Origin of the sequence: Lactobacillus intestinalis, assembly GCF_024397795.1 — a bacterium.
Taxonomy (GTDB): Bacteria; Bacillota; Bacilli; order Lactobacillales; family Lactobacillaceae; genus Lactobacillus; species Lactobacillus intestinalis.
The window spans coordinates 206,022-229,638 of sequence record NZ_CP072985.1 but is presented as its reverse complement, the minus strand read 5'-3'; the positions used below and the strand labels follow the sequence as shown (position 1 = coordinate 229,638).

General features: G+C 32.6%; 33 protein-coding genes. 10 read left to right on the top strand and 23 right to left on the bottom strand.

Annotated elements, in window-relative coordinates:
* Positions 1-23 precede the first annotated feature (23 nt).
* The 5 genes from KBW87_RS09200 to KBW87_RS09180 all read left to right on the top strand — a co-directional run bounded on the left by KBW87_RS09200 (position 24) and on the right by KBW87_RS09180 (position 3,478).
* Complete coding sequence (locus tag KBW87_RS09200) at positions 24-260, top strand: cytochrome b5 domain-containing protein (protein ID WP_057811357.1); 237 nt, start codon at positions 24-26, stop codon at positions 258-260.
* Between the two features lie 239 nt (positions 261-499).
* The gene (locus KBW87_RS09195; RefSeq protein WP_255807347.1) at positions 500-775 is read left to right on the top strand and encodes an HAD hydrolase family protein; all 276 of its coding nucleotides are present in this window, start codon (positions 500-502) and stop codon (positions 773-775) included.
* Complete coding sequence (locus KBW87_RS09190; RefSeq protein WP_369424472.1) at positions 747-1,154, top strand: HAD hydrolase family protein; 408 nt, start codon at positions 747-749, stop codon at positions 1,152-1,154. Before KBW87_RS09195 ends, KBW87_RS09190 begins: the two co-directional genes overlap by 29 nt.
* A 178-nt stretch (positions 1,155-1,332) precedes the next feature.
* On the top strand, positions 1,333-2,568 hold the full coding sequence (gene glyA / locus KBW87_RS09185) for a serine hydroxymethyltransferase (RefSeq protein WP_057811359.1): 1,236 nt from the start codon (positions 1,333-1,335) through the stop codon (positions 2,566-2,568).
* Positions 2,569-2,626: 58 nt separating this feature from the next.
* On the top strand, positions 2,627-3,478 hold the full coding sequence (locus KBW87_RS09180; RefSeq protein ID WP_057811361.1) for a tetrahydrofolate dehydrogenase/cyclohydrolase catalytic domain-containing protein: 852 nt from the start codon (positions 2,627-2,629) through the stop codon (positions 3,476-3,478).
* A gap of 104 nt (positions 3,479-3,582) precedes the next feature.
* Here KBW87_RS09180 and KBW87_RS09175 read toward each other — a convergent pair whose 3' ends face one another.
* From KBW87_RS09175 to KBW87_RS09140, 8 genes are all read right to left on the bottom strand, one after another.
* Positions 3,583-3,708: a hypothetical protein gene (locus KBW87_RS09175; protein WP_255807345.1), complete on the bottom strand. Its 126-nt coding sequence runs from the start codon at positions 3,706-3,708 to the stop codon at positions 3,583-3,585.
* A 206-nt stretch (positions 3,709-3,914) separates the two neighbouring features.
* A complete protein-coding gene (locus KBW87_RS09170; protein ID WP_057811363.1) occupies positions 3,915-4,364 on the bottom strand; it encodes an ASCH domain-containing protein in 450 nt (149 codons plus the stop codon).
* Complete coding sequence (locus KBW87_RS09165; RefSeq protein ID WP_057811365.1) at positions 4,357-5,130, bottom strand: nucleoside phosphorylase; 774 nt, start codon at positions 5,128-5,130, stop codon at positions 4,357-4,359. The genes KBW87_RS09170 and KBW87_RS09165 overlap by 8 nt, the downstream gene beginning before the upstream one ends.
* A 40-nt stretch (positions 5,131-5,170) precedes the next feature.
* Positions 5,171-5,953: a nucleoside phosphorylase gene (locus KBW87_RS09160; protein WP_057811368.1), complete on the bottom strand. Its 783-nt coding sequence runs from the start codon at positions 5,951-5,953 to the stop codon at positions 5,171-5,173.
* 11 nt (positions 5,954-5,964) lie between these two features.
* Positions 5,965-6,726, bottom strand: coding sequence for a nucleoside phosphorylase (locus tag KBW87_RS09155; RefSeq protein ID WP_057811370.1), 762 nt, complete (start codon positions 6,724-6,726; stop codon positions 5,965-5,967).
* 8 nt (positions 6,727-6,734) lie between these two features.
* Positions 6,735-7,199, bottom strand: a complete 465-nt coding sequence (locus KBW87_RS09150) for an NUDIX hydrolase (protein ID WP_057811372.1) — start codon at positions 7,197-7,199, stop codon at positions 6,735-6,737.
* On the bottom strand, positions 7,200-8,021 hold the full coding sequence (locus KBW87_RS09145) for a phosphotransferase (protein WP_057811375.1): 822 nt from the start codon (positions 8,019-8,021) through the stop codon (positions 7,200-7,202).
* On the bottom strand, positions 8,005-8,508 hold the full coding sequence (locus KBW87_RS09140) for a kinase (protein ID WP_057811377.1): 504 nt from the start codon (positions 8,506-8,508) through the stop codon (positions 8,005-8,007). Before KBW87_RS09140 ends, KBW87_RS09145 begins: the two co-directional genes overlap by 17 nt.
* Positions 8,509-8,586: 78 nt before the next feature.
* Between KBW87_RS09140 and KBW87_RS09135 the strand changes: the two genes are divergently transcribed.
* Together KBW87_RS09135 and KBW87_RS09130 are read left to right on the top strand one after the other, a co-directional pair.
* Positions 8,587-8,856, top strand: a complete 270-nt coding sequence (locus KBW87_RS09135; RefSeq protein ID WP_057811379.1) for a hypothetical protein — start codon at positions 8,587-8,589, stop codon at positions 8,854-8,856.
* Positions 8,853-9,020, top strand: coding sequence for a hypothetical protein (locus tag KBW87_RS09130; RefSeq protein ID WP_236695282.1), 168 nt, complete (start codon positions 8,853-8,855; stop codon positions 9,018-9,020). The genes KBW87_RS09135 and KBW87_RS09130 overlap by 4 nt, the downstream gene beginning before the upstream one ends.
* 216 nt (positions 9,021-9,236) lie before the next feature.
* On the opposite strand, the gene KBW87_RS09125 is transcribed toward KBW87_RS09130, so the two are convergent.
* The 14 genes from KBW87_RS09125 to KBW87_RS09060 all read right to left on the bottom strand — a co-directional run bounded on the left by KBW87_RS09125 (position 9,237) and on the right by KBW87_RS09060 (position 19,036).
* Positions 9,237-10,430 carry an MFS transporter gene (locus tag KBW87_RS09125; protein ID WP_236695283.1) on the bottom strand — a complete coding sequence of 398 codons (1,194 nt, stop codon included), beginning with the start codon at positions 10,428-10,430 and terminating at the stop codon, positions 9,237-9,239.
* A gap of 45 nt (positions 10,431-10,475) precedes the next feature.
* The gene (locus tag KBW87_RS09120) at positions 10,476-11,090 is read right to left on the bottom strand and encodes an NUDIX hydrolase N-terminal domain-containing protein (protein WP_057811384.1); all 615 of its coding nucleotides are present in this window, start codon (positions 11,088-11,090) and stop codon (positions 10,476-10,478) included.
* Positions 11,080-11,577 (bottom strand): GNAT family N-acetyltransferase, encoded by a 498-nt coding sequence (locus KBW87_RS09115; RefSeq protein WP_057811386.1) that lies wholly within the window; start codon positions 11,575-11,577, stop codon positions 11,080-11,082. The genes KBW87_RS09120 and KBW87_RS09115 overlap by 11 nt, the downstream gene beginning before the upstream one ends.
* Before the next feature lie 17 nt (positions 11,578-11,594).
* Positions 11,595-12,116 carry a GNAT family N-acetyltransferase gene (locus KBW87_RS09110; protein ID WP_057811389.1) on the bottom strand — a complete coding sequence of 174 codons (522 nt, stop codon included), beginning with the start codon at positions 12,114-12,116 and terminating at the stop codon, positions 11,595-11,597.
* 148 nt (positions 12,117-12,264) lie between these two features.
* Positions 12,265-13,011, bottom strand: coding sequence for an alpha/beta hydrolase family protein (locus tag KBW87_RS09105; protein WP_057811390.1), 747 nt, complete (start codon positions 13,009-13,011; stop codon positions 12,265-12,267).
* 51 nt (positions 13,012-13,062) lie between these two features.
* Positions 13,063-15,261 carry a phospholipase D family protein gene (locus KBW87_RS09100; protein WP_057811392.1) on the bottom strand — a complete coding sequence of 733 codons (2,199 nt, stop codon included), beginning with the start codon at positions 15,259-15,261 and terminating at the stop codon, positions 13,063-13,065.
* A 101-nt stretch (positions 15,262-15,362) separates the two neighbouring features.
* Positions 15,363-15,656, bottom strand: coding sequence for a hypothetical protein (locus KBW87_RS09095; protein ID WP_057811394.1), 294 nt, complete (start codon positions 15,654-15,656; stop codon positions 15,363-15,365).
* Positions 15,657-15,758: 102 nt separating this feature from the next.
* Entirely contained in the window at positions 15,759-16,550 is a 792-nt protein-coding gene (locus tag KBW87_RS09090; protein WP_057811396.1) for a tyrosine-protein phosphatase, read from the bottom strand.
* 8 nt (positions 16,551-16,558) lie between these two features.
* Positions 16,559-16,768 carry a DUF3923 family protein gene (locus KBW87_RS09085; protein WP_057811398.1) on the bottom strand — a complete coding sequence of 70 codons (210 nt, stop codon included), beginning with the start codon at positions 16,766-16,768 and terminating at the stop codon, positions 16,559-16,561.
* A gap of 6 nt (positions 16,769-16,774) precedes the next feature.
* Positions 16,775-17,134 (bottom strand): DUF6176 family protein, encoded by a 360-nt coding sequence (locus tag KBW87_RS09080; protein ID WP_057811400.1) that lies wholly within the window; start codon positions 17,132-17,134, stop codon positions 16,775-16,777.
* Positions 17,127-17,429, bottom strand: a complete 303-nt coding sequence (locus tag KBW87_RS09075; protein WP_057811402.1) for a MazG-like family protein — start codon at positions 17,427-17,429, stop codon at positions 17,127-17,129. The genes KBW87_RS09080 and KBW87_RS09075 overlap by 8 nt, the downstream gene beginning before the upstream one ends.
* 11 nt (positions 17,430-17,440) lie before the next feature.
* On the bottom strand, positions 17,441-18,250 hold the full coding sequence (locus tag KBW87_RS09070) for a DUF2785 domain-containing protein (protein WP_057811404.1): 810 nt from the start codon (positions 18,248-18,250) through the stop codon (positions 17,441-17,443).
* A gap of 4 nt (positions 18,251-18,254) precedes the next feature.
* The gene (locus KBW87_RS09065) at positions 18,255-18,701 is read right to left on the bottom strand and encodes a GNAT family N-acetyltransferase (protein ID WP_057811406.1); all 447 of its coding nucleotides are present in this window, start codon (positions 18,699-18,701) and stop codon (positions 18,255-18,257) included.
* Positions 18,701-19,036 carry a hypothetical protein gene (locus tag KBW87_RS09060; protein ID WP_057811408.1) on the bottom strand — a complete coding sequence of 112 codons (336 nt, stop codon included), beginning with the start codon at positions 19,034-19,036 and terminating at the stop codon, positions 18,701-18,703. Before KBW87_RS09060 ends, KBW87_RS09065 begins: the two co-directional genes overlap by 1 nt.
* 135 nt (positions 19,037-19,171) lie before the next feature.
* Here KBW87_RS09060 and KBW87_RS09055 point away from each other — a divergent pair, with 135 nt between their 5' ends.
* Positions 19,172-20,749 carry an ATP-binding cassette domain-containing protein gene (locus tag KBW87_RS09055; protein WP_057811410.1) on the top strand — a complete coding sequence of 526 codons (1,578 nt, stop codon included), beginning with the start codon at positions 19,172-19,174 and terminating at the stop codon, positions 20,747-20,749.
* A 63-nt stretch (positions 20,750-20,812) separates the two neighbouring features.
* Here the strand turns inward: KBW87_RS09055 and KBW87_RS09050 are convergent, their stop codons facing one another.
* Entirely contained in the window at positions 20,813-21,295 is a 483-nt protein-coding gene (locus KBW87_RS09050) for a nitroreductase family protein (RefSeq protein WP_057811412.1), read from the bottom strand.
* A gap of 180 nt (positions 21,296-21,475) precedes the next feature.
* Between KBW87_RS09050 and KBW87_RS09045 the strand changes: the two genes are divergently transcribed.
* A complete protein-coding gene (locus KBW87_RS09045; protein WP_057811414.1) occupies positions 21,476-22,486 on the top strand; it encodes a glycosyltransferase in 1,011 nt (336 codons plus the stop codon).
* An 11-nt stretch (positions 22,487-22,497) separates the two neighbouring features.
* Positions 22,498-23,505, top strand: coding sequence for a glycosyltransferase (locus KBW87_RS09040; RefSeq protein ID WP_057811416.1), 1,008 nt, complete (start codon positions 22,498-22,500; stop codon positions 23,503-23,505).
* The last annotated feature ends 112 nt before the right edge of the window (positions 23,506-23,617 follow it).

The window sequence follows — 23,617 nt, the reverse complement described above, 5'->3', positions numbered from 1 at the left end:
ATTAACAAAGAAAGGAAATCATTATGCAAGAATTTACTCTTGAAGAATTAAAAAAGTACAACGGTAAAAATGGCAATCCTGCTTATATCGCAGTCAATGGGAAAGTCTATGATGTCACTAATAACTCTCATTGGAAAAATGGTGAACACCATGGATACGAAGCTGGTAATGATTTAACCGAACCCCTTTACAACAAATCACCTCACGGAGATAAAGTTTTATCAAAGATCAAGCAAGTAGGGGTAATTAAAAAAGATTAAGCTATCCACGAAACGAATTATATACTTACAAAAAATGCCAGGCCTTTAAGGCTTGGCATTTTGCATTTAAAGATCTATATTATATTATTCTCTAATTATAAATAGCGCTTTTATGATATAATTTACTTTATGAATATAGTTTTATAGGGGAACTTTTATGATTAAATTAATTGCAGTTGACATGGACGGCACGTTTTCACAAAATTCATTCTAAATTAGACGAAAAAGGTATTCATTTTGTGGTAGCAAGTAGAAATCAATATTTCCAACTTAAAGATTATTTTACAGAATATAATGATATTGATTATATTACAGAAAACGGTGCTTTGATCCGTAATCCTAAAAAAGTTTATGTAGTTCATTCATTTTCAGAAGATGCGGTTAAACATATTGAAAGCTTTTTGATAAAACAAAAAGAAATAAATTTTTTAGTATGTGGTAAAAATGCTGCTTATGCTCTTAATAAATGCCTGAAGAATATTTTAAATTTTCAAATCATTATTATCATCATTTGAAAAAATACAAACTCTAGATTCAATTCACGACAAGATTCTCAAGTTCTCTATACAATGCCCTGACGATAAAACTGAGTACTATATCAAACTCTTTAAAGATAAATTAGGTAATTATAGTGATGTAACAAGTAGTGGACATGGAGATCTCGATATTATTCAAATTGGTATGCATAAAGCTAATGGATTAAGAGAACTAGGTAAAATTTTAAATATTAAGCTTAGTGAAATGTGTGCTTTTGGGGATGGTGGTAATGACTTGGAAATGATTCAAGAAGTGGGATATAGAGTTGCTATGAAAAATTCATCTCCTCCACTATTAATAGTAGCTAGCCATATAACTGACACTAATGATGAAGAAGGCGTTCTAAATTATATATAAAATAATATTTTATGATTCTCTACCTCTACTTATAACTATGAAAAAATAATGTAATTGACTACACTAATTACTAATGATTTTTACTATAGCTAAAAATGACGCCGTTGACATAACATTTTCCCACATAGTAACATAGAATAATAACTATCGTTTATGCATGAAGGAGCTGATCTCATTAATGGAATATGCAGCTAAAGACCCAGAACTCTGGAAATCCATCAAAAAAGAAGAAGATCGTCAACAGCACACTATCGAACTAATTGCATCTGAAAATATCGTTTCTGATGCTGTTCGAGAAGCACAAGGAAGTGTTCTCACCAACAAATACGCTGAAGGCTATCCCGGAAAACGTTACTATGGTGGATGCCAATATATCGATGAAGTTGAACAAAGAGCAATTGATTATGCTAAAGAATTGTTTGATGCAAAGTTTGCTAATGTTCAACCTCACTCTGGCTCACAAGCTAATATGGCAGTTTATCAAGCACTTTTAAAGCCTGGTGATAAAATTTTAGGAATGGGCATGGACGCCGGTGGTCACTTAACACACGGTTCCAAGGTCAATTTTTCTGGTAAAAATTATCAATCATTTTCTTATGGTTTAAATCCAGAAACTGAAGAGCTTGATTATGATCAAATTATGGCTGATGCTAAAGAAATTCAACCTCAAATCATCGTTGCTGGTGCTTCTGCCTATAGCCGAATCATCGATTGGGATAAATTTAGAGAAATTGCGGATGCTGTCGAAGCTTATTTGATGGTAGATATGGCTCATATTGCTGGCCTGGTGGCGACTGGTGATCATCCAAATCCAGTCCCTGTAGCTGATGTAGTAACTACTACTACACACAAAACTTTACGCGGGCCTCGCGGAGGAATGATTCTGACTAATAATTCTGAAATTGCAAAGAAGATCAACTCTGCCCTCTTCCCTGGAACTCAAGGTGGTCCCTTAGAACAGGTTATTGCCGCAAAGGCGCAAGCATTTTATGAAGATCTACAACCTCAATTTAAAATTTGGACTGATCAAGTAATCAAGAATGCCAAAGCCATGGCAGCTGAGTTCAATAAATCTGAAACTATCCGCGTTGTATCTGGTGGAACTGATAACCACCTAATGATTTTGGATATTACTAAAACAGGTTTAACTGGAAAAGATGCACAAAATTTGCTCGATAGTGTAAATATCACAACCAATAAAGAAAGCATCCCTAATGATCAGCGTAGTCCCTTTATCACATCCGGCTTACGAATTGGCTCACCTGCAATAACTTCTCGTGGTTTTAAAGAAGACGATGCTCGTACAGTTGCAGATTTAATTATTAAAGCTCTTACTAATGCTGATAATGAACTTGCTATTAAAGAGGTAGCTGAAGATGTTAGAGCTTTAACCGATAAATATCCAATTCACTAAAGTCCAAAAAGTGTTGCTAATTGGCAACACCTTTTTTGATGAAAGAGGCGCTTTGTTAATGACAAACATTATTGATGGTCGTAAAATTGCTAAAGAATTAAATGCTAAAACTAAAGAACGAGTAGAAAAGCTAAAATCTGTGGGTATTATTCCAGGAATTGTAGTAATTTTAATCGGAGATAATCCTGCTAGCGTTATTTACACTCGAAATAAACATAGAACTGCAGAAAAGTTGGGAATGAAATCTATCTTGAGAAAATTCCCAAAAGATGTGAGTCAAGCTGAAGTTTTACAAGCAATTCATCACTATAATGACGATCCAACTATTCACGCAATTTTAATTCAGCTTCCTTTACCTAAGCATCTCAATCAAACTGAACTTATTGAAGCAATTGCTCCTGAAAAAGATGTGGATGGTTTTAATTCTAAAAATGTTGGTAAACTTTATAACAATGAAAATGGACACTATCCTGTTTCTTGTACTTCACGGGGAATTATGACTTTGCTTCACTCTTATTTAGATAAAATTGAAGGCAAAAACGTAACAATCATTGGACGCAGCATTTTAGTAAGTCGTCCTCTTCAATCGCTTCTCATCAATGAAAATGCGACAGTAACAATGGTAAGCTTACATACGGATAATATCGATTATTACACTAAACATGCTGATATTTTAGTTGTAGCTGCTGGCAAACCTAACTTAATTAAAAAAGATCAGGTTAAGCCCGGTGCAACTGTGATTGATGTAGGAATTAATCGGATGGCAAATCATCATTTAGTTGGGGATGTAGATTTTGATGATGTTAAAGAAGTAGCTGAAAACATCACTCCAGTTCCTGGTGGCGTGGGTCCAATGACTATTGCAACCTTAATGCAGCAAACTGTAGATTTGGCTGAATGGAATAAATAGAAAAAGACGTTAAGCAGTATTATTGATACATTCCCCGTCAAGTAGACAGTAGAAACACATAAAGTTTTTATTCCTCAGTTGATTTTTAATCAGCTGAGGATTTTTTAGCCTCTTTTAACTTCTTTTCGTTTGCCAATATCTTTCAATTCGATGATTTGGTGCAATGGTTTGAGGATCGTAATAGTCAAAAATTGACTATCATTTTTATCCACATCATCAATCTTACTCATATTATCATTACTTAGTTCAAACCTGGATGGCAAGAAGATACAGTCGATCGCATCCTTGTCAAGATTTCTAATAAAAAGGCGACAATGACTTTTTATGCCAATTACTTAGCTAAAAATAAAAAACGGCTTCTTCCCTCAATCACATCTATGCAAGATGTGTGAGAAAAGCCGATTAGATTATAAACTATATAAGTAAGGTATGTTTTTTACTCTACCTTTTCAAAAACTTCACATACCATTGGTGCTTGAGGATAAAAGGCTTTACCTGCTTCTTGATATTCATGCCTAAAATAGTCATCGTGAACCCTACGCCAATATTCATAACTGCGATCACCCTCACCTTCGTGGTAGGCGTGCTCTTTAGAAATTAAACCATAAGGTATAATTTCCACTACCTTATCTTGAATAACACAAATAGGTTCTTCTTTACTATTCAAAACAATACTCCACTCACCTACTTGAGGTATTTTTTCATTTTTATCATAAAGTTCATAGGCAGATGTAGTAGCAGTTTTTATGCCTCGATTTACCAACTCAGCTAATTCGTCTGCTTGCTGCGGCGTTGCACCAAAAGCCCATGCTTCTACCGGAGTATCATATTCTAAGTTATGGCTTTGGCAAAAATCTTGCCAAAATTGTTTCAATTGTTTATTCATTTTTACCTAATTTCGTTAAAACTTTAGATCCAATCTCTAACCCCGCACTATGAGATTCATACCCCCAGTCGCGTTCATCATAGTTTTCTATATCAGCCAAAGTATCAGCAGTAAATAAAATTTGAGCGAAATCCACTTTTCTGAATTGCGCACAAGCTGCTAACGACGCACATTCCATTTCAACAGTTGCAGCTCCTAACTGACGAAAATGTGCGACTTTCTTGGGCGTTTCTCTGAAGAAGCCATCAGTTGTCCAAGTAGTAATTTCATCATACTTAAGATTTAAAGTAGCTAATGCATCTTCTACCCGTTTTAAGAAATCCTGATTTAAATCAATAAATTGACCTGGCTCCATATAATGAAAAGAGGTTCCTTCATCACGAATTGCACGTTTGACTAGTAACATCTCATTTTCAGGTAAATCAGTTAGCGTGCCCGCATTACCAACAGTTAAAACTTGATTCACGCCATAACTAATCAACCAATCAAGTAATTGGACAGAAGCAGGTCCTCCAAGCGGTGCTTGACATAAAGTAAAGTATTTACCATTTAATTCAACTTCATAAATCTTTGGACTAAAAGAAACTGACTCAAATTCACCTATAGTGCGGTGAAGATGCTGATCTAAAAATGCATCAATTTCATTCTGAGGAACAAAGGCATAAAGCAAGCGTGAGTGAAAATGAAATGGTTCTTGATCATGATCTGGTTCAATTACTGCATGATGGTTTGGGTCAAAATCTAAAATAAATGGTTGTTCTTTCATAAGCTTCTCCTACTTCTTTAAAGTCTTACAGATTGAATTTCTATTTAAAATTGTTCAATTTATTTAACACTTGACTACCCACTTCTAATCCAATTCCATATGACTTACGTCCCCAACCACGGCGCTCGTAGTTTTCCATTTTTGCCAATGAATCTCCAGTAAACAAAATTTGCGCAAAATCTACTTTTCTAAATTGTGCACACGCTGCTAAAGCCGCACACTCCATTTCAACAGTATCGGCTCCTAATTGACGAAATTGAGCAACTTTCTTTGGCGTTTCTCTGAAAAAACCATCAGTCGTCCAGGTGATGATTTCATTGTATTTATAGCCTAATTCTGAAATTGCTCTTTCAACTTGAGACAAGTATGCAGGTTCTAGTTTTACAAACTGACTAGGTTTTAAGTAATAAAATGAAGTTCCCTCTCCTCGAATTGCTTTTGTAGGTACAAGCATTGTATTTTCGGGCAAATCATTTAATGTACCAGCATTTCCAACCGCTAAAATTTGTTTAACTCCATAGTTAATTAACCAATCAAGTAACTTTGTGGCCGCAGGCGCTCCTAATGGAGCTTGGCATAAAGTGAAATATTCGTTTTCAATTTTGACCTCATAAATTTTAGGTCTAAACGAAATAGTACGGAAACTTCCTAGAGTGCGATGAGGATGTTGATCTAAAAAAGAATCAATTTCTTCTTTAGGAACAAAGGCGTAAAGTAACTTCGGATGAAAGTGAAATGGTAAGTCTTCAAAATCTGGTTCAAGCACGGCATGATGATTCCCATCAAAATCTAAAATAAATGGTTGTCCTGTCTTTTCTTTCATACCTACTCCTCCTACAATTTTTGTAATATCTCAAAGCAAATTTCTAATCCACGCCGATGTGAATCGGTTCCACCATCACGTGGATCATAGTCCTCTTCATTAGCTAAAGTATCAGCTGTAAACAAAATTTGCGCAAATTTGATTTTTCTAAATTGTGCACAAGCTGCTAGTGCTGAACATTCCATCTCTACTACAGAGGCTCCTAAGTCACGAAATTGCTTCACTTTTTTCGGTGTTTCTCTGAAAAAGGCATCTGTTGTCCATGTCGTCACTTCATTATATTTGTAGTCTAGCTCAGTTATTGCCTTTTTTACTTGACTTAAAAATTTGGTGTTCAAATCGACCGTTAGACTATCTTCTAAATAATGGAAAGAAGTTCCTTCATCTCTAATTGCCTTAGTCGGAATAAACATCTCATTTTCCGGTAAATCTACAAGCGCACCGGCATTTCCAAATGCTAAAACTTTTTTAACCCCGTATGCAATTAACCAATCAAGTAATTGTGTGGCTGCTGGTGCTCCTAAAGGAGCTTGGCATAAAGTAAAGTATTCTCCGTTCCTTTCAATTTCATAAATATCTGGTTGAAAGGAAATGGTATCATACGAGCCTAACACTTTATGGGGAACTTGTTCTAAAAAATTATCAATATCTTCTTTAGGAACAAAAGCAAATAATAATTTAGAATGAAATTTAAAAGATTGTTTTTCATAATCGGGTTCAATAACAGCTTTTGTATCTTTATCTATTTGTAAAATACATCGCTCTTCTTTCATACATACTCCTATTCAAAAAATGGATAATCTCGTTTATAGTAATGCTCAATAAAATTTAAGTGCTGCTTATTAAAAATATCCGGTAAATTATCTTTAGAAAAATATTTCAATTCCAATGTTTCTAAATCCGGTTTCTTATTCGTTTTACCTACTAGCTCTACCAAGAATTCAATCACGACAGCTTGGGCTACATCCCCATTAGGATAATGCTGGATAAAATCTGTCGAAATTCCTAGCAAAGATTTAACTTTCACTTTCAATCCTGTTTCTTCTAAAAATTCACGCACACATGTCTCTTGAGCAGATTCTCCAAATTCCATTGCTCCACCTGGCAGACCCCATGACTTAAAATCCGACCTTTTCTGCAACAAGATTTCATCTTGATCGTTGACTAAAACTCCACCAGCAAAATTTAAAATTAGTGGTTCATGGTCTACCTTTTTACGCAAGTTTTTAATGTAATCTTGTTCCATCTATTTCTTCTCAATCGTGTCTAACATTGTCTCTCCAATATGTCTGAAAGCCAGATCCTCAATTTTTTCAGTATAGTTAAAAATGCCCACTGCAGTAGTAAAAATCAAATATTGTTTTGTTAAGTCAGATAAGTGATAATTAGGATTCTTACTTGAATATCCCGCCAGAAATGATTGAATCAATTCTTCATTCAAATCAAAATCTTGGTAAAACAATTTTATAAAATCTTGATATACTGGCCCTAAACGTGCTTTTTCAAAGTCAATAAGTGCTAGCTTACTATCAACATATTTATAGTTTCTGATGCCCACATCACCATGCAAGACAAATTTTGAATGTTGAGATAATTCTAACTTAATTTCATTTTCATAAGGTAAAAATTTACTAGTAAGTTTCTTCAATCTTCTTTTGTATGAACTTTCTTTAAAAGAATCTATTTCAGCCACGTAATCATCAAACTGCCCATTAACAAGCTTAATTCTTATAAATGGTTTCACCTTTAAATGATATTCTCCTAATACTTGTCCCATCTCAAAAACTAGATTCGAATCAATCTTTTCTCCTATATCTTTTGGTGAGCAATCTTTTAACACTAAAACAAACGTATTATTAAGCGGAAAACCGCCTAAAACTCGATCATTTAACTGATTTGTAACCATCTTTTCAGTGTAATAACCTTGCTCTTTTGCAAATTGTTTTACAAAAATCGATTGCCGATATAAATTACTATAGCCAACAAAAGTGCTGTTAAGTGATTCATGATTAATTTCGTGCAAGTCAGATTTCAACCGCCTATTTAATTGATTAATGATTGTTGACATAGCCAATATCCTTCATAATCATTTCAATTTCTTGCCTTAAAGTTGTTTGGCTAGAAAACTTAGTTTCAGAAATAAAATTGATATAATCTTTTTCTTTCCACCACGAACGCATTTGCTTTTCTCCAAAAGAACTAATATGACGCTGCTTATGGCGTATTAGGGTTTCCTCAAAAGAAATATCAAAATAATATGCAAAAATTTCCTTACCAAATAGCTCCTCTGCTTGTCTAAACAAAGGCTCATACCATTCCGCATTCAAAATGCCTTCAAGGATCACATAATCACAATTTTGATAACCATAATGAAGTAAATCCTCAAATAATGGTAATCCTAAAGTGTTTTTTCCATCTTTAACGCGGAGTATATCTCGTCTAACTGTATCTTGTGAAATCAGTAAAGTATTACGCGGCAGCCGTTGATGAATTTCTTTCGCCAGAGTGGTCTTACCACTACCGGAATTACCTCTAATGATAATTAATTTAGACATTCTTATCTCACCTCTTTCATTTGTTGTCAATTTAAGCATTGCGTAATACAATGGTATTCCATGAAAGGAGATGTTTTTATGGATAATATGGTTACTCGTAATAGCACTGCTTCAACTCGTGTTTCTAAAAATGTAAAAGAAAAAGCAATAAGAAATTTAGCAACACGAGGAATTACTCTTTCTGAATTTTTAAGATTTGCTGTTGGAAAAGCAGCAGATGATGATATAGAACTCATTAATTTTCTAGATTCACCTGAAGCTTTAAAAGCAAAAAAAGAAGTAGAAACTGGAAATATTGAAAAAATTGGCACTTTAGACGATCTAGATAATTGGATGGATCGTTTATGAAAAATATTAGAATTTATATATCTCCGACCTATAAAAAAGAATTAAAGAAATTAAAGAGAAAAAATTATCCAGTTGAATTAATTAGTATCTGCCTAAAGGCTATTTTAGAAAATGACACCTCAAAGTTAAAGAAAATGAAGCACCATCAATTAAAGGGAAAATGAGAAGGTTATAACGAATTTCATCCTTCTCGCATTGGTAACTTTAACAATTCTACCTACGACCAATGGATTGTTGTATATTCGTTAAATCATAATGAATTAATTTTAACTTTAGTTACAACAGGAGATCATAAAATTTTAGATAAACATGCTCCATCCAAAATTTAAATATACATATTAAGAGACAACGATCACTCGATTATGACTGATCGTCTTTTTTTATTTTGCACTTAACTCTTTCTTCTGCTTTATCAACGGAATTATTAATAAAACAATGCTAAAGTAAGCTGCTGATACAAAAAACATCACTTTTAAATTTCCAGCCCACTTCATAATTGCGTTACTTACAAATAGAGAAAGACTGACTAAAATTTCAGTAATAAATGAAACTGTCGAAAGCATAGTAGATTTGTTGCTTTCTCCATAAATTGCTTCATTACTAGTAGCAAAAATCTGTCCTGACATCATCCCCATTAGTAATTCAATTAATAGAAAAAGGGGCAACAACAAATATTTATTTTCTATAATTCCACTCAGAACAAACACCAAAATCATGCACACTGTATTTAATATCGTAATACTTCTTGAACTAGCAAATGTTGATATCCTATTAAATATAAGCGACCCTAAAATAAGTGCACACATAAACAAGGTATAGACAAGAGATAAATTAAAGCCTAATTTTTTAACGTAGATAATCGACCAATATATTAGAATAAATTGCGTTCCACAATCATATCCAATATTCAGCAACAACAATATCCAGAAATTTCTTTTTTTAAAGAAACTAGCAATATTTTTAATATTATTTTTCCGCTTATGTGATGCCTTATTATCCGAAAAAGATAAAAACTGTATCATGAAAAAAATAAACGCAGGATATAATCCTAAGCCAATCAATGCAAACCAAACTGGTGCAGTATCTGTAATTGCAAAGAGCCCGGTACCAATATTTCCACCTATTAAGGTGGTTAAATTTAGGATGATAACTTGCATCCCCATTAATTTGCTATTCGGAGAAAGATGATTTTGCTCTTGCAAGTCAGTTATATAGGCAATGAGTGTTCCAGAATTAAGTGCAAGTCCAATTCCATATAAGAGTTCTGCTAAAGAAAAGAATAAAAAGTTTCTAAATAGAATTAGGATTAAAAAACTACTTGCAATAACTATGGAAGATAAAGCTAGAACTTTTAATCTTCCAATTCTATCTGCTAAATATCCAGCTGGTAGCAACCCCAGCATGATACCAATATTTTGAAAGGATTTTATTGAACTAATATTAGCATTCGGGATACCATTTTTAGCATAGAATAATGAAAATATTCCTGACATTGATGATCGGAATAGTGTAAACACTGCCGTAAAAGTTAAAAATAAAACTGCAATTTTAAAGCTTACACTTTTTGATTTCATAATCATCAATCCTCTTTATTTTTTTACTGCTACATAAACTTATTCCTATTCAAACTCCGCTTGCCAATATGGATCATGATATGCCTTAAAGCACATTTCTACCTGTTCACGTGATCCCTTATCTTCACTCAACTCGGGTAAATTATCCAACGCAAAATAACCACTTGCAATAGTTTCATCGTTTTCTTTAAAGCTTCCACCAACCGGCTTACATAAGAAAAATACTGTGCTAATTCCATAAGGATACATCCCTTTATAGTGCTTATTACTATCATGAATTGCAATTAATTTTTCAACTGTAATATCAATGCCAGCCTCTTCCTTGATTTCTTTAATCACATTCTCTTTAACTGATAGATTTACCTCACACCAACCACCTGGAATTGACCATAAGCCATCACTTTCTTGAACCAGCAACATTTTACTATCTTTAAAAATAGCTGCCCGAGTTCCTATCTTAGGAGTTTGATAGCCTACTTCATTACAAAATAGATTTTTTACCTTCTCAATTGACAAACCTGCCTTCTCAGCCACCATTTCAGCCGAAATATCGCGGATTTCTTGATAACGCTCAAGGTCAAAATTATCTTTTCCATATGTTAATCCAGCTTGCGCTAAGCTTTGAAGACGAATAGCCCAATCAACAAGTTTATCTGTCATTATTTTCACCACCTAAATCGAGTACTAACACAATTTCTTCCTCATCTTTTTCTCCGTTCGGAACAAACCCAGCTTCTTTGTATAATTTCTCCGCCCATTCGTTTCCAGGTACATAGGACAAATATATTTTTTTACCTTCGCTTAGAGGCTTTGCTCTTATATAATCAATAAGTTTATTTAGTGCTTTTTTGCCCAATCCTTTTCCTTGATATCTTTGGTCAATCATAAATCGCCAGATACAATAATTATTACGAGCTACTTTTGGTGCTCCGTCCCAATTGAATACATTAAAGTTAATCATAATAAAACCAACTAATATATCTTTTTCATACACAGCAAAAGTTTCAACTCGTTCATTTTCATTCTGGGTAGCATAAGCTTCTAATAAACTAACTGTATTAGTCGCAACATATGTCTTTTGATTTGCTTTAACTTGAAGATTGACAACATCCCATAAATTTTTGTTTGTTATCTTCTTAAATTCCATACCTGTTCCTCCTGATTTTACTCGTTCTTTAATACAAAGACTTTATGATTATTTTTATCATCTTTCACATACTGAAATCCTGCACGCTGGGCCACATGTTGACTAGCTAAATTATCCTGAGCCGTTCGTAAAATTAAAAATTCTAAATTCAGCTGTTTAAAAGCATACTCTACTAAAAACTCAACCGATTTGGTCATAATTCCTAAATGCTGCGCATCCCCAGAAAGCCAATAACCTACTTCACCTGATCTTTGATTCAATTCGTGCAAATCAATCATTCCACTAGGGACACCATCAACTAAGATAACTAAATTGAATGCCTCCCCAGCAACCATCTTTTCTTGAAACATTTTAATTGATGCAGCTTCATCTTTAGCAGACTTAATTTTTTCAATCCACTCTAAATATTTAGAAAATTCAACAAAATTCTTTTGAAGTTGATCAAACAGAGAAGCGGCTTGCCAGACTTCTGGTAAAACTAATTCAATTTTCTTATTTCCAGTTGAAAAACGATGTAAAACAAATGCAATATGTTTCATATATGGTGCTCCTCTTTTCTTAATTGTTAAATTATATTAAATTTTACTTAAGCTTATTTAATATTTCAAGAGCAAAATCATAAAAAATATTCATAAAAAATAAGCAGAGATCCACTAACTAATCTCTGCTTATCGTAATAATATACTTTTATTTTATTAAAAACTCACTAACTAATTTTAATACTTCAGGTCTATTTTTTCCGTTAAACATATGACCCTCATCTGGAATTAAATGGAGCTCACTTTTAGGCAAAAGTGTATGGAATTTTCTTGAGGCATTAGGTGACACAACTTTATCTGCTAAGCCATGAATCAATAAAACTTCCCTATTATAATGTTCTGCTGTTTGATAAATCGGTAATAATTGAGCAGTTCTAAAGTAAGCTCCGCCCACTTCAAAACCACCAACATTGACAGTTTCAGGGATATGCATTGGATCATAAGTACTGCCCTGACAAACTCCATCTAAAGCATCAGATTTAAGAGTTGCTGCAGGAGCGAGTAAAGCCAATTTTTCAATAACATCTCGATAATATCCAGCCAGCATTGACGCTACTACTCCACCTTGCGAGTGTCCCACTAAATAGATATGTTTTGCCTTAACAGTATTACGAACATAATCCAATATTTTTATTCCATCTAGGATTTCGCTGTAGACAGTCATATCTTCAAATTTACCATCACTTTTTCCGCACCCATCAAAGTCAAACCGAATTGTTGGAAGGCCTTGATCATTTAAGTAGTGAGAGAGAGCATACAAAATCTTACTGTCATCATAACCCAAATCACCTTTAAAACCATGCATTAAAATAGCAATCGTATCATTTTCAACCTTCTCGGTTCCCTCAAGTAAACCATGTAAGTTTAGACCATCACGTTTAATTGTAGTCTCCATTTTCTTCACCTCAAGTTAATTATAGTTTATAACTTAGGTTCAGCATAATTGCTAACGATTAAATAGACGAGAAATAAAACCTTTTTTCTTATTTTCTTGCTCTTTTTGCTCAGTTAACTTTTCAACTATTATCTTGTTCTGTTCAACTTGAGCTTTAATTAAAGCTGTCACAGTATCTTGCTGCTTTTCATCTTTATGTATTCGTTCATAGTGCTTTCTAATTAATGGCTCACCAATGAACTTATCAAACTTGTCAATATCAAGACGCATTCCATTACCGTATTGCTCAATTGCAATACCGCCTTCTCGTGGGAACATATTAAAGTAATTATCTAGAGTTTGATTAATATTCTCATATCCATTGGCTTTAAAATCATTAAAAATTGCTTTTGAAACATGGAAATACTTATCATCTCCATCAGTAAACGCAATATGTTCATAATGATCATCAAGAATTAACATTTTCCATGTAATACGGTTGCGATCAATTTTATAATCGTAGTTAGCTCCTAAAATATTCTTTAGGCGATCATAATAGCCATATTTCTTCAAAAGATTTCCTAAGATTTCTTTCGTTAAGCTCAAATAATCTTCGATTAGATTTGCCTCTTCTTCACCTGTAAGATGTACTAAACGCTTATTGAGTTCAGAAACTACATAGCGATAAATACGGTCATTATTATCATTAATTAACATATTATAGTTAATTTCTTGTTGATTTGATGGAAGCCATGGAGCTTCAAAGGATAAGTAATATACACGCTTGGTAATTTCTTCAAGATTGTTAATTTCTTTACTACCTGCATTATGGTTCATCGCAAAGATATTAACATTATGAATTCCTTTAATAGTATTAGACCATTGCTTAATCGCATTAAGAGCCACTTTACTATGTAAAAAATTACTATTCAATTCATCGACAATCATCGGAGAAATAAAACGTTGAGAATGCAAATAATTGTCTAAAAATCTAACTGCTTTATCAGTTCTAGCACCATTACCATCATTAATTTCAGTGTATTGCAAACTATGAGACTTGTCTCCAGTAAATTTTTTAAAATAATCTCGCACCAACAACGTTTTCCCAGTAGTGCCTCGTCCAATTAACACCATCGAAAGAGGAATCTGATCAGCACTTTTTGAAAAATTAGATTTACGATAAATTTCACGAATTTTCCAAATCATTGGAGCAGTCATCAGATAAATAAATGCAGAAAGTGCCTGGTGACTTTCATCTTTTACCTTATTCAATTTAAAGCTTTCAATAATTCTAACAAAAGTACGAACATCATCCTCACTAACTATGTCCGAATTAACTTCAAGCGAATGAAATAAATTAGTGTTTGTATCTTCAACAATAATATTATTATCTTTATAAGCCCAAACTGGTTTAGGATATAGAGTGCTAGCTTTTATTACACGGTTTTGAGATGCATCACTAAAGTCTTGATAGACAATTTTTTTAACTTCTTCACGGACCTTTTCTTCATTTCTTCGTTTATTACCCTTTTCCGTAAAAAGTTGCTTAGCTACTTTTTGAACAGTCTCAGGATGGAGCTCATAAGTTTCTTCTTTTCTAGCCGCATCCTTAGTAATCTTTACAATATCCTCCGGATTTACTTCAACAATATTTTGTTGGACTTTATCTACTACTTCATCTGCAATAATTGCAGTAATTTGCTTTTTAGTTTTACCATATAGATTATTGATAATTTTTCTATCTAAGTATTCAACACTATCTTCTTCGAAATTTTTCTTAAAAAGCTTTTGATGCTCTTCATAGATTTTTAAATCCTGTAGATCATTTTTCTTACCTTCATACATCCAAAGCATTTCATGATTCTGTTTTAAAGCTTTTTTAGTAAGATTCATTGAACCATTGAAGATAATAAAATTAGTATCATTTTCAATAATAAAATATTTACTATGAAAAAGTTCATCCTTAGTGAATCTTAAATTTAAAGTTTGATTTTCAATTCGATCTAAAAAGTCCGAATCTCGACTTAAAGACAATAGCTGTTTTACTTTATTAGAGACATTTAATAATTGATCTAAATTCTTACCAGTTTTCTGATCTTCCATCCCTAAAATTAGATCAATCTGTTTAAAGCGTGGCAAAAGCTCTTTCTCTATTATTTTAAAACTTCCAACAAAACTAACTCCCTTAAAAGAGTCATATCCTTCGACCAACTTAAAGAAATCTGGTTGTTTAAGCATTACATTATTCTTTAAATCATAAATTGTTAGCATATTTATCCCCTTTCTTTTTATTTTTTCGCACATATGTTCGCATTATTTACATAGAAATTATATCATAGTTTATTTTTATCTTTAATTTGTTTTTCCAAAAATTAATAAAAAATAGCCACTGTAGTTACAACACCGATTATCATAATTAATCCAAAAGTAGTTAATTTACTGAATTTTCTTGTTAATAAAAAGTAAGCTAATATTATTTGAACCAGCTCTGCACTAATCTGAATTATATTAAGATGGACTCGTATACTAAATATCCAACAAATAGTCACAATCGCAACTATTGCGATACCATACCATTTTAAAGCGATATTTTGAAACCAATCTTGAAAAACAAAATATACGGTGGCCAATAAATAAGGGACAAGCATATGCACTTCTAATTCCATTCCTCTTCCTCCTTTTGTAAGGTCGCTTCTGTCTAATGACTGTTAAGTTAAAAACTATGATCGAAAATCATATATTACTTTATAAAAATGTTTTTCTAAAACTTACTTTTCCTCTAAATAAAGCTCACGTAAACGATCTCTTAATTCAGGTGTCACATCCAACACATTTCTCAAATATGCATCCATGTTTTGATACTGCTCTTCGATTGTAAGTAATATCGTATCAAAAAAAGAATCAGAAGCAGAGCTCAAGATTCGCATATTGCTCCTAAAGGTAAGGTTTTCGCCTGCATTTTCAAACTTTTTATCACGTTCTGCTCGGTAAGAAGACAGAACCGAATTAGACACCAAGTAGTCTTGACGAATCGTTTCAAGATCAACGCCTAAAGTATACAAAATAAACAAAGCAACAAAGCCAGTCCGGTCTTTTCCTTCAGTACAATGGAAAAGAATCGTTCCTTCTTTAGTTTCAGACAATATTTTCAATACTTGACGAACAGTTTCTTGATCATGTGCCGCAACAACATGATCTCTATAATGATCACACATCATTTTAAATGCAGCATGCGGATTCTCATTATATAACTTTGCTTCTTGAGTTAAATTACTTTCTCCACCTAATGTTCCTTCTTCGCTGGAAAGTGGTATAGAAATATTTTGAATGCCGTCGATTTGAGGATCAGGATGAGAAGTGCTTTCTGATTTTGAACGTAGATCAATAACTTTAACAACGCCGTAATTCTTTAGAAATTGCTTGTCTTCTTGCGACATCTTACTAAGATCACCGGTTCTAAGAAGCCGATGCATTTTTATTTTGCGATTATTAAAACCTGTTAATCCACCTAGTTCACGCGGATTAATAGCTGTTGCGATTGATAATAGATTTGAGTACATATTATTCCCTACTTTTTACTATGCTTTAAAATTGCCAGCCAAATTAGATAACCTATTAAAATGATTAATCCAAATACCCCCCAGATAATTAAAGTAATATTTCTCATTTCTAGCGTCTGTACTACACCTGCTCCATCAACTTTTCTAATACAAATAAATACACTAATAACTACATATAAAAGTAAGACAATACCTCCACTAATTTTCCATGCTTTCATTTAACATTACGCATCCCTTTCAATTACCTTCTCAATATTTGGTGCAATTAAACTCTCTTCTAGTTTCATATCAACTGGCTTATATTCCATATCAATACATTCGTCCCAATATTCAATATGTTTCTTATCAATATAGCTTTCTGATTCTTCAACAGCATTTCCGCCTTCGCCTTGAACTGAATACCAGTAAAAATATGTATATCCATCTGGATTTTTTTCTTTGAACACACTCTCAATATACATCTTTTCACCAGCCATTGTGGCTACAGTATCAGCATGATGTTCATTTAAAAAATCCATCCACTCTTGTGCTTTAGCTTCTTTCCCTTTTTTAATTCTAAAACGAGTAAGTTCTATCTTAGTCATCAGTACTTATCTTCTTTCCATGCACATATTTTCGTTTTGCATTAATCGCCATTTTCTTAACAATGTTTTCACCAAGATCACTCCCAAGCATTTCAGAAATTCCTAATAGAAAAATGGCTACATCAGCCAGCTCTTCATTGATATTTTCTTGGTCCTCTTTAAGCCACGCTTGAAACAGTTCATTCACTTCGCCATACAACAAAAGAAGCTCAAACTTAACATCAGTAGTATTAAAATTATGTTTTTTCTTGTTCTCAATAACTGCTTTTTGTAATTTCTTCGTATCTATAATCATAATTTCAATCCTCAGTATTCACTATTAAATTTTTTCTCTACTATTTCTTTTACACTAGGATCAAGCAATGAAATAGAATTTAACTTTACATATATATCCTGCAATAATGATTTCAGATTATTAAATCGATAATATTCTAAAAGTTCATCTGAATAAGGGTCAAAAGTAAAAGCTTCAATCCAATTAACAAAACTACCAGAATTGATCTTATTTGCTTTAAATCCATTTACAAAAACATCGGCTAAACGATATTCTTCCCCGTTAATAAAACGTCTATCCACCTTATCCAACATTTCCTTAACAGCTAATAAAAAATCAGCTACCATTTTTTGATCAAAATTATCACAAAGTATGCTGTCTGATAATGCATCTGAGCAATGTGCTACTGCATGCACCCAACCATATTTTGGAGAGAAACCAGTAAAATCATGTTCATTTTCCAAATACTTGATTAAATCTTCAAATATTTGTCGCTCTTCATTCTTATTTAAAACCTGATAGTAACGAGATTTTCTATCATTATTTGTTCGAATAATTAAATCCCACAATAAGCACGTAAAAGATCTAGTTAGCGTTGCTTCTCTGCTTTCTTTAATGCAATAAAACAAGAGATTTTTTCTTCTAAGTTGCTTTATCAAAAATAAAATTTGCCGTTCAGTAAATTTTTCTTCTAAAAAACCAGCGCCCAAACTATTACAAACTAAATCATCTCGTATTTCACTCTTAGAATCTCCAATATTATCTAAAAGCCAATTCGTTTCTTCATCTGAATATAGAGCTTGAGAATTGTTCAATTTTTGTTTTAATATTTCTAAATCCATTTACTCACTTCAATTCCATCGTATCCTGTGAAAACTCTATTGGATACTCATCAGACCACTTTTCAACCACAGTTTTTACTACTTTAAAACCATATTTCTCATATAACATTTTAGCCGCAAAGTTGTCAGTAAACACTTCTAGCTTTATTGGTCTTTCTAATTGCTTTAAAGCAAACTCCATTAATTTCTTCCCAACTCCATGATTTTGAAAAGTTGGATCTACATATAAAAACGATAATTCATGTTGTTGCAAACCAACGAATCCGACTATTTTTTCTTCCTTAACAGCTACATAAATTTTGCATTTTAACAAATATCCTAAATATGGGGCATCCCTCAATTGGATAAACACTTGCTCCATATTAGCTGTCTTTAATTCCTGCAGTCGTGCCCTATCCATCACATGACACAATTGATCGAAATCAGAATTTTCATACTTTCTAATACACATTAGATATTAAAAGTCACTCCTAGCAAAATAAGCAGTACAATTGCCCAAACGAATCCTACAATCAAACCCAAAATCCAAGCCAGCCACTTTTTCATCTTTTGACTAAATAACATTGTGGCCAAAACAAACACTGCACTTTCAGAGAGAATTACTGGATAAGTAACCCAAGATTTTAAATTAAAAATTGGCAAAAGGAAACTAATAATTGTTGAAATAATAACTATAATGATCGGTACTCTTATAGAAGCATTTTCATTAAGTGAAACTACAAAGCCAATAATAATTGCAATAAATAAAGGTGAGGTATTAATAAACGATATTAAATTTTCTTGCATTTACACTTCCTCCAAATTCTTTTATTAAAATAATATCTAATACTATTTTAATTTTCAACAAAATATGCTATATTATTTTTATCAAAGAAGAAACGACTAAATAAGTCACTTTGATGGGGTCTAGAAAGGTATATTATGTCTTTAAAGTTTGCTAACAAAAAGAAGCTAGCACTTTATGTCCTTTTAGCCTGCATAAGTGCTTGTGGTAATGTCGTCATCGCTTATGTCACGAAGATAATGTTGAACAGTGCACAATATCATCGTGGCTCATTAAAGCAATTAGTTCTTATCGCTCTTTTAGGAGCAACTGTTCTAATTGTTATCATGTTTTTAAATTTTGGATATCGTTATTTACGTTTCGATATCACACGGGATATTAATATTAAGCTCAAGGATAAAACTATCACCTACTTAGTAAATCAACAAGCTGATTCACAAAAAGAAGGTCTCAACTTGATGACCAATGATTTAAAACAAATAGAATCACTAAAAATTGCTAACGAATTAATGATTATCTCAGAAGCTGCAGCTTTCATCATTTCAATTATTGTTGGTTTATTAAACTCTTGGCTTTTAACAATAATCTTTGTAGTAGCCACGATTATTCCAGGTTTTGTTCAGAAATTATTCGTTAAAGATATTCAAAACAAGGCAAAGGTTTGGGAAGAGAAAAATGCCGAATATACTCAAGCCGTTACCGATGCTATTAATGGTTCGAAAACAGCGATGCTCTATGATGTTGAAATACCGCTTGTTTCTTATGTAATCAAACAAGCAAAACAGATGGAAAATGCATTGCGTTCTTTGAACTATACCCAGGGTGCTATTTCTACTTTAATTATTACAATAGCAGATATTTTCAGCTTTATCGTTCCATTTTTAATTGGCGCCATTCTAATGTTCAATGGCCAAATTGGAGCTGGTACCTTAGTCATGATTGTTCAATTATCTAATGACTTTATTAATCCAATTACAATGATTTTTGATCAGATTAACCAAATACATTCTACTAAACCAATCTGGGACAAAATCGAAAAGGCACTACACTCAAAAAATACATCCCCTACCTCATCTTTTTTATCTTTCAATCAATTAAAGATTGAAAATTTAACATATATTGTGAATGATAAATCAATTTTAAACGATGTATCCTTTACACTCGAAAAGAACGAAAAAATATTACTAATGGCTCCAAGTGGTTTTGGTAAAACTACTCTCTTACGCTTGTTAGTAGGACAGCTTACTCCAACTGCTGGTTCAGTCATTATCGATGATCAACATATAGAAGATAACTGGACCAAGGCTCATGAATATTTCGGTTATATCAACCAAAAGCCATTTATATTTGATCGGAGTTTACTTTTTAACTTAACTTTAGGTAAAAAATATTCAAAAGATGAATTAATGAATGCGATTCAATTAGCCGGACTGACAGAATTAATTGACAGCAAAGGATTCGACTATCGAGTTGGTCAAAATGGTAATAATCTTTCTGGAGGTCAAATTCAGAGAATTGAGATCGCTCGAGCTATTTTAGCTAAAAGACCAATTTTACTTGCTGATGAAGCAACCAGTGCGTTAGATAATAAACTTTCATTGCAAATTCATAAAACACTTCTAACTAATCCTAACTTTGCAGTAATTGAAGTAGCCCATAAAATTTCCGATCAAGAAAAGAAACTTTTCGATAAAATTATTGATTTAAGTAAATAAAATATAGTAAAAAGGTACAGCCACTACATATAGCGTCACTGTACCTTTTTAGTATATTTTCACTTATTTTCTAACCACTTTATAACGATTGCTTCTATCTTCTACTTGTTCTTTATCAGCTGGATAACCAATTGGCACGAGCACAGTAGTTTCATAACCTTCATTCATTCCCAATTCTTTTTGGAGCTCAGGAAACTTATTTAGTGCAAATACTCCGCCCATTACATAAACTGATCCTAAACCTAAATCAGCTGCTTCTACCATTACATTCTCAACAGCTACAGAAGCATCCCTTTCACCAAATGGACTGTCCTTTTTAGTATTAATCATAAATATTAACGGTGCATTGTAACACGAATTGTCCGTACTATCTTCTATCTTTTTAAGTAGTTCTGGTTTTGTAATTATGCTAAGTTCCATGACATCTGTTTGGTGCATAGCACAAGGCGAAGCTTGAAAAGCATCAATTAGCTTTTGGATTTTTTCTTCATCTACTTCTTCATTAGTATATTTTCTACCTGCTTCTCTTTCAAAAATTGCGTTCATGATGTTCTCCTCCCTTCAAAAAGTGAAATACTTTAATAAAAATGTCTATAAATTAATCTTACACCATTTACATTCATCATCCTTAATGAGCGTTTTTATCAATTATTTTCTTCTAATCTTGTTTTTATTTTTCTTCTTTTCTATACTTAACTTAAATATAAGCACAATTAAGGAGTTAAAATGACAATTCACATTACTACTTTAAATGGAATGGCCTTATATAATGATGCTCAAAATAATCAACAGATAGTTGCAAATTACGGTAAGCAATTGGGAATGAACAAATTTTGTATCTTCACTTACAATTGGCCAGATGAACCAGTAGATGCCCGCAATACACGTTTTGATGGAATCATGGCTTCTTTAAATGCTGGAGATACAGTTATTTTACAATCTCCTAGTTGGATCTCTATGGACTGGGATCAAGCTTTTATTGATCATCTATTTATTTATCAAGCTATTCAAAAAATTATTTTTATTCACGATGTTATTCCTCTAATCGATAATAATAAAAAAGATTTACTGCCTAATGTAATTAATTATTATAATAAGGCAGATGTATTAATCGTTCCCTCTCAAAATATGTATGATTTTCTAAGAAAAAATGGGCTCCAAAAGAAGAAATATGTAATCCAGCATTTTTTCGATCATCCCTATACTTCTACTATTGACTCTTCTAACAAGCCTAAAAATAGTAAGACGATTAATCTTATAGATAAATTTCCCAATTCTGATTATATAAATCAGTGGAGTAGTTCTGATATAAAATTAAAATTATATGGTGCTAGAATTGACCACAGTATTAGCAACAATCCTAATGTAGAATTAGCTGGTCAAAAAAGTGATCCTGCTTTACTTGCAGAACTCCGGCAAACTGGAGGATTTGGCTTCGCTTGGTCTCAAGATGAATACAGCCACCTTCACCCCTCTTATATCGTAAGCACATATTTAGCCGCTGGTATTCCTGTAATAGTCAGTGATACATCTCCAATCGCAGAAAAAATAAAAGAGAAGAAATTAGGAATTGTCACTACAAGTTTAGAAGAAATCGCAGAAAAAATTTCAATACTCTCTGATGAACAATATGAAGACATGATTAAAAACATTGATAAGTTTTCAAAATTGATACAAAATGGATATTTTACTAAAAAAGTTTTAATAGATTCAGTAATGAAAGATAATTTTGAATAGGTAATTATATAATGGCCGTATATATCACAAAAATTAATGGTTTTTCCGTAGATATTATTCAACCAGTTCAAAAAATGGTTGTAGATTATGCAAATGAATTAGGTATTGATGAGTTTGGAATCTTTACTTACAATTGGCCAGATGAGCCTAAAATGTACCTTGATACGAGATTTGATGGAATCATTGCAGCTTTAAATCCGGGTGACACTGTGATTGTTCAAACTCCCGTCTGGCTTGGAGTAAACTGGGAAAATGCTTTTATCGATCATCTTAATATTTATCCGAATATCAAAAAAGTGCTATTTATTCATGATGTTCCTCCCCTAATGTCTCCGGAGAATCACTATCTTCTTCCTGCTTATATTGACTATTATAATAAATTCGATATTTTAATTGTTCCTTCTCAAAATATGTACGACTTTTTAAGAAAAAATGGATTAGCTGAAAAACCATACGTTATTCAGTATTTTTGGGATCATCCTGCTCAAATTCTTTATGATACTAAGCCAGAAAATAAAAAAATAATCAATTTTGCAGGAAGTGCTGAAAAATTTGGTTCTCTACCCGATTGGAAAGATTCCAAAGCTAATTTAAGAATTTATGGCAATCCAGTTGGTGAAAACAGGTCTAATGTACAATTTGTTGGGCATAAACCCGAATCAATATTATTAGACGACATACGTTCTCATGGTGGCTTTGGACTTGTATGGGGAACTATTAATAAATCCTGGGAACAATATATGACCTTAAATACTACTTTTAAAACTAGTACCTATTTAGCTGCCGGATTACCACTTATTGTAAAAGATAACCTAGCTGAAGTAGAAATAATAAAAAGAAAAAATCTCGGTCTAGTTGTAAACAATTTAGAAGAAGCTCAAGAAAAAGTCCTTCAAATTAGTGATTCTGAATATAATCAAATGGTCGAGAACGTAGATAATTTTGCAAAATTAATTAGAAACGGATATTTCACTAAAAGAGCACTAGTGGAGGCAATTTTTAAGGCTCGATTTGACTAGTTTTTAATCAATATCTTTATTTTTAGGCTTGATTTCAATATCGCATTGTAAATCAAGCTTTTTTCTATGTTTTCCTTATTCTTCCTTTTACTCCTAATGTTTATTTCTTATT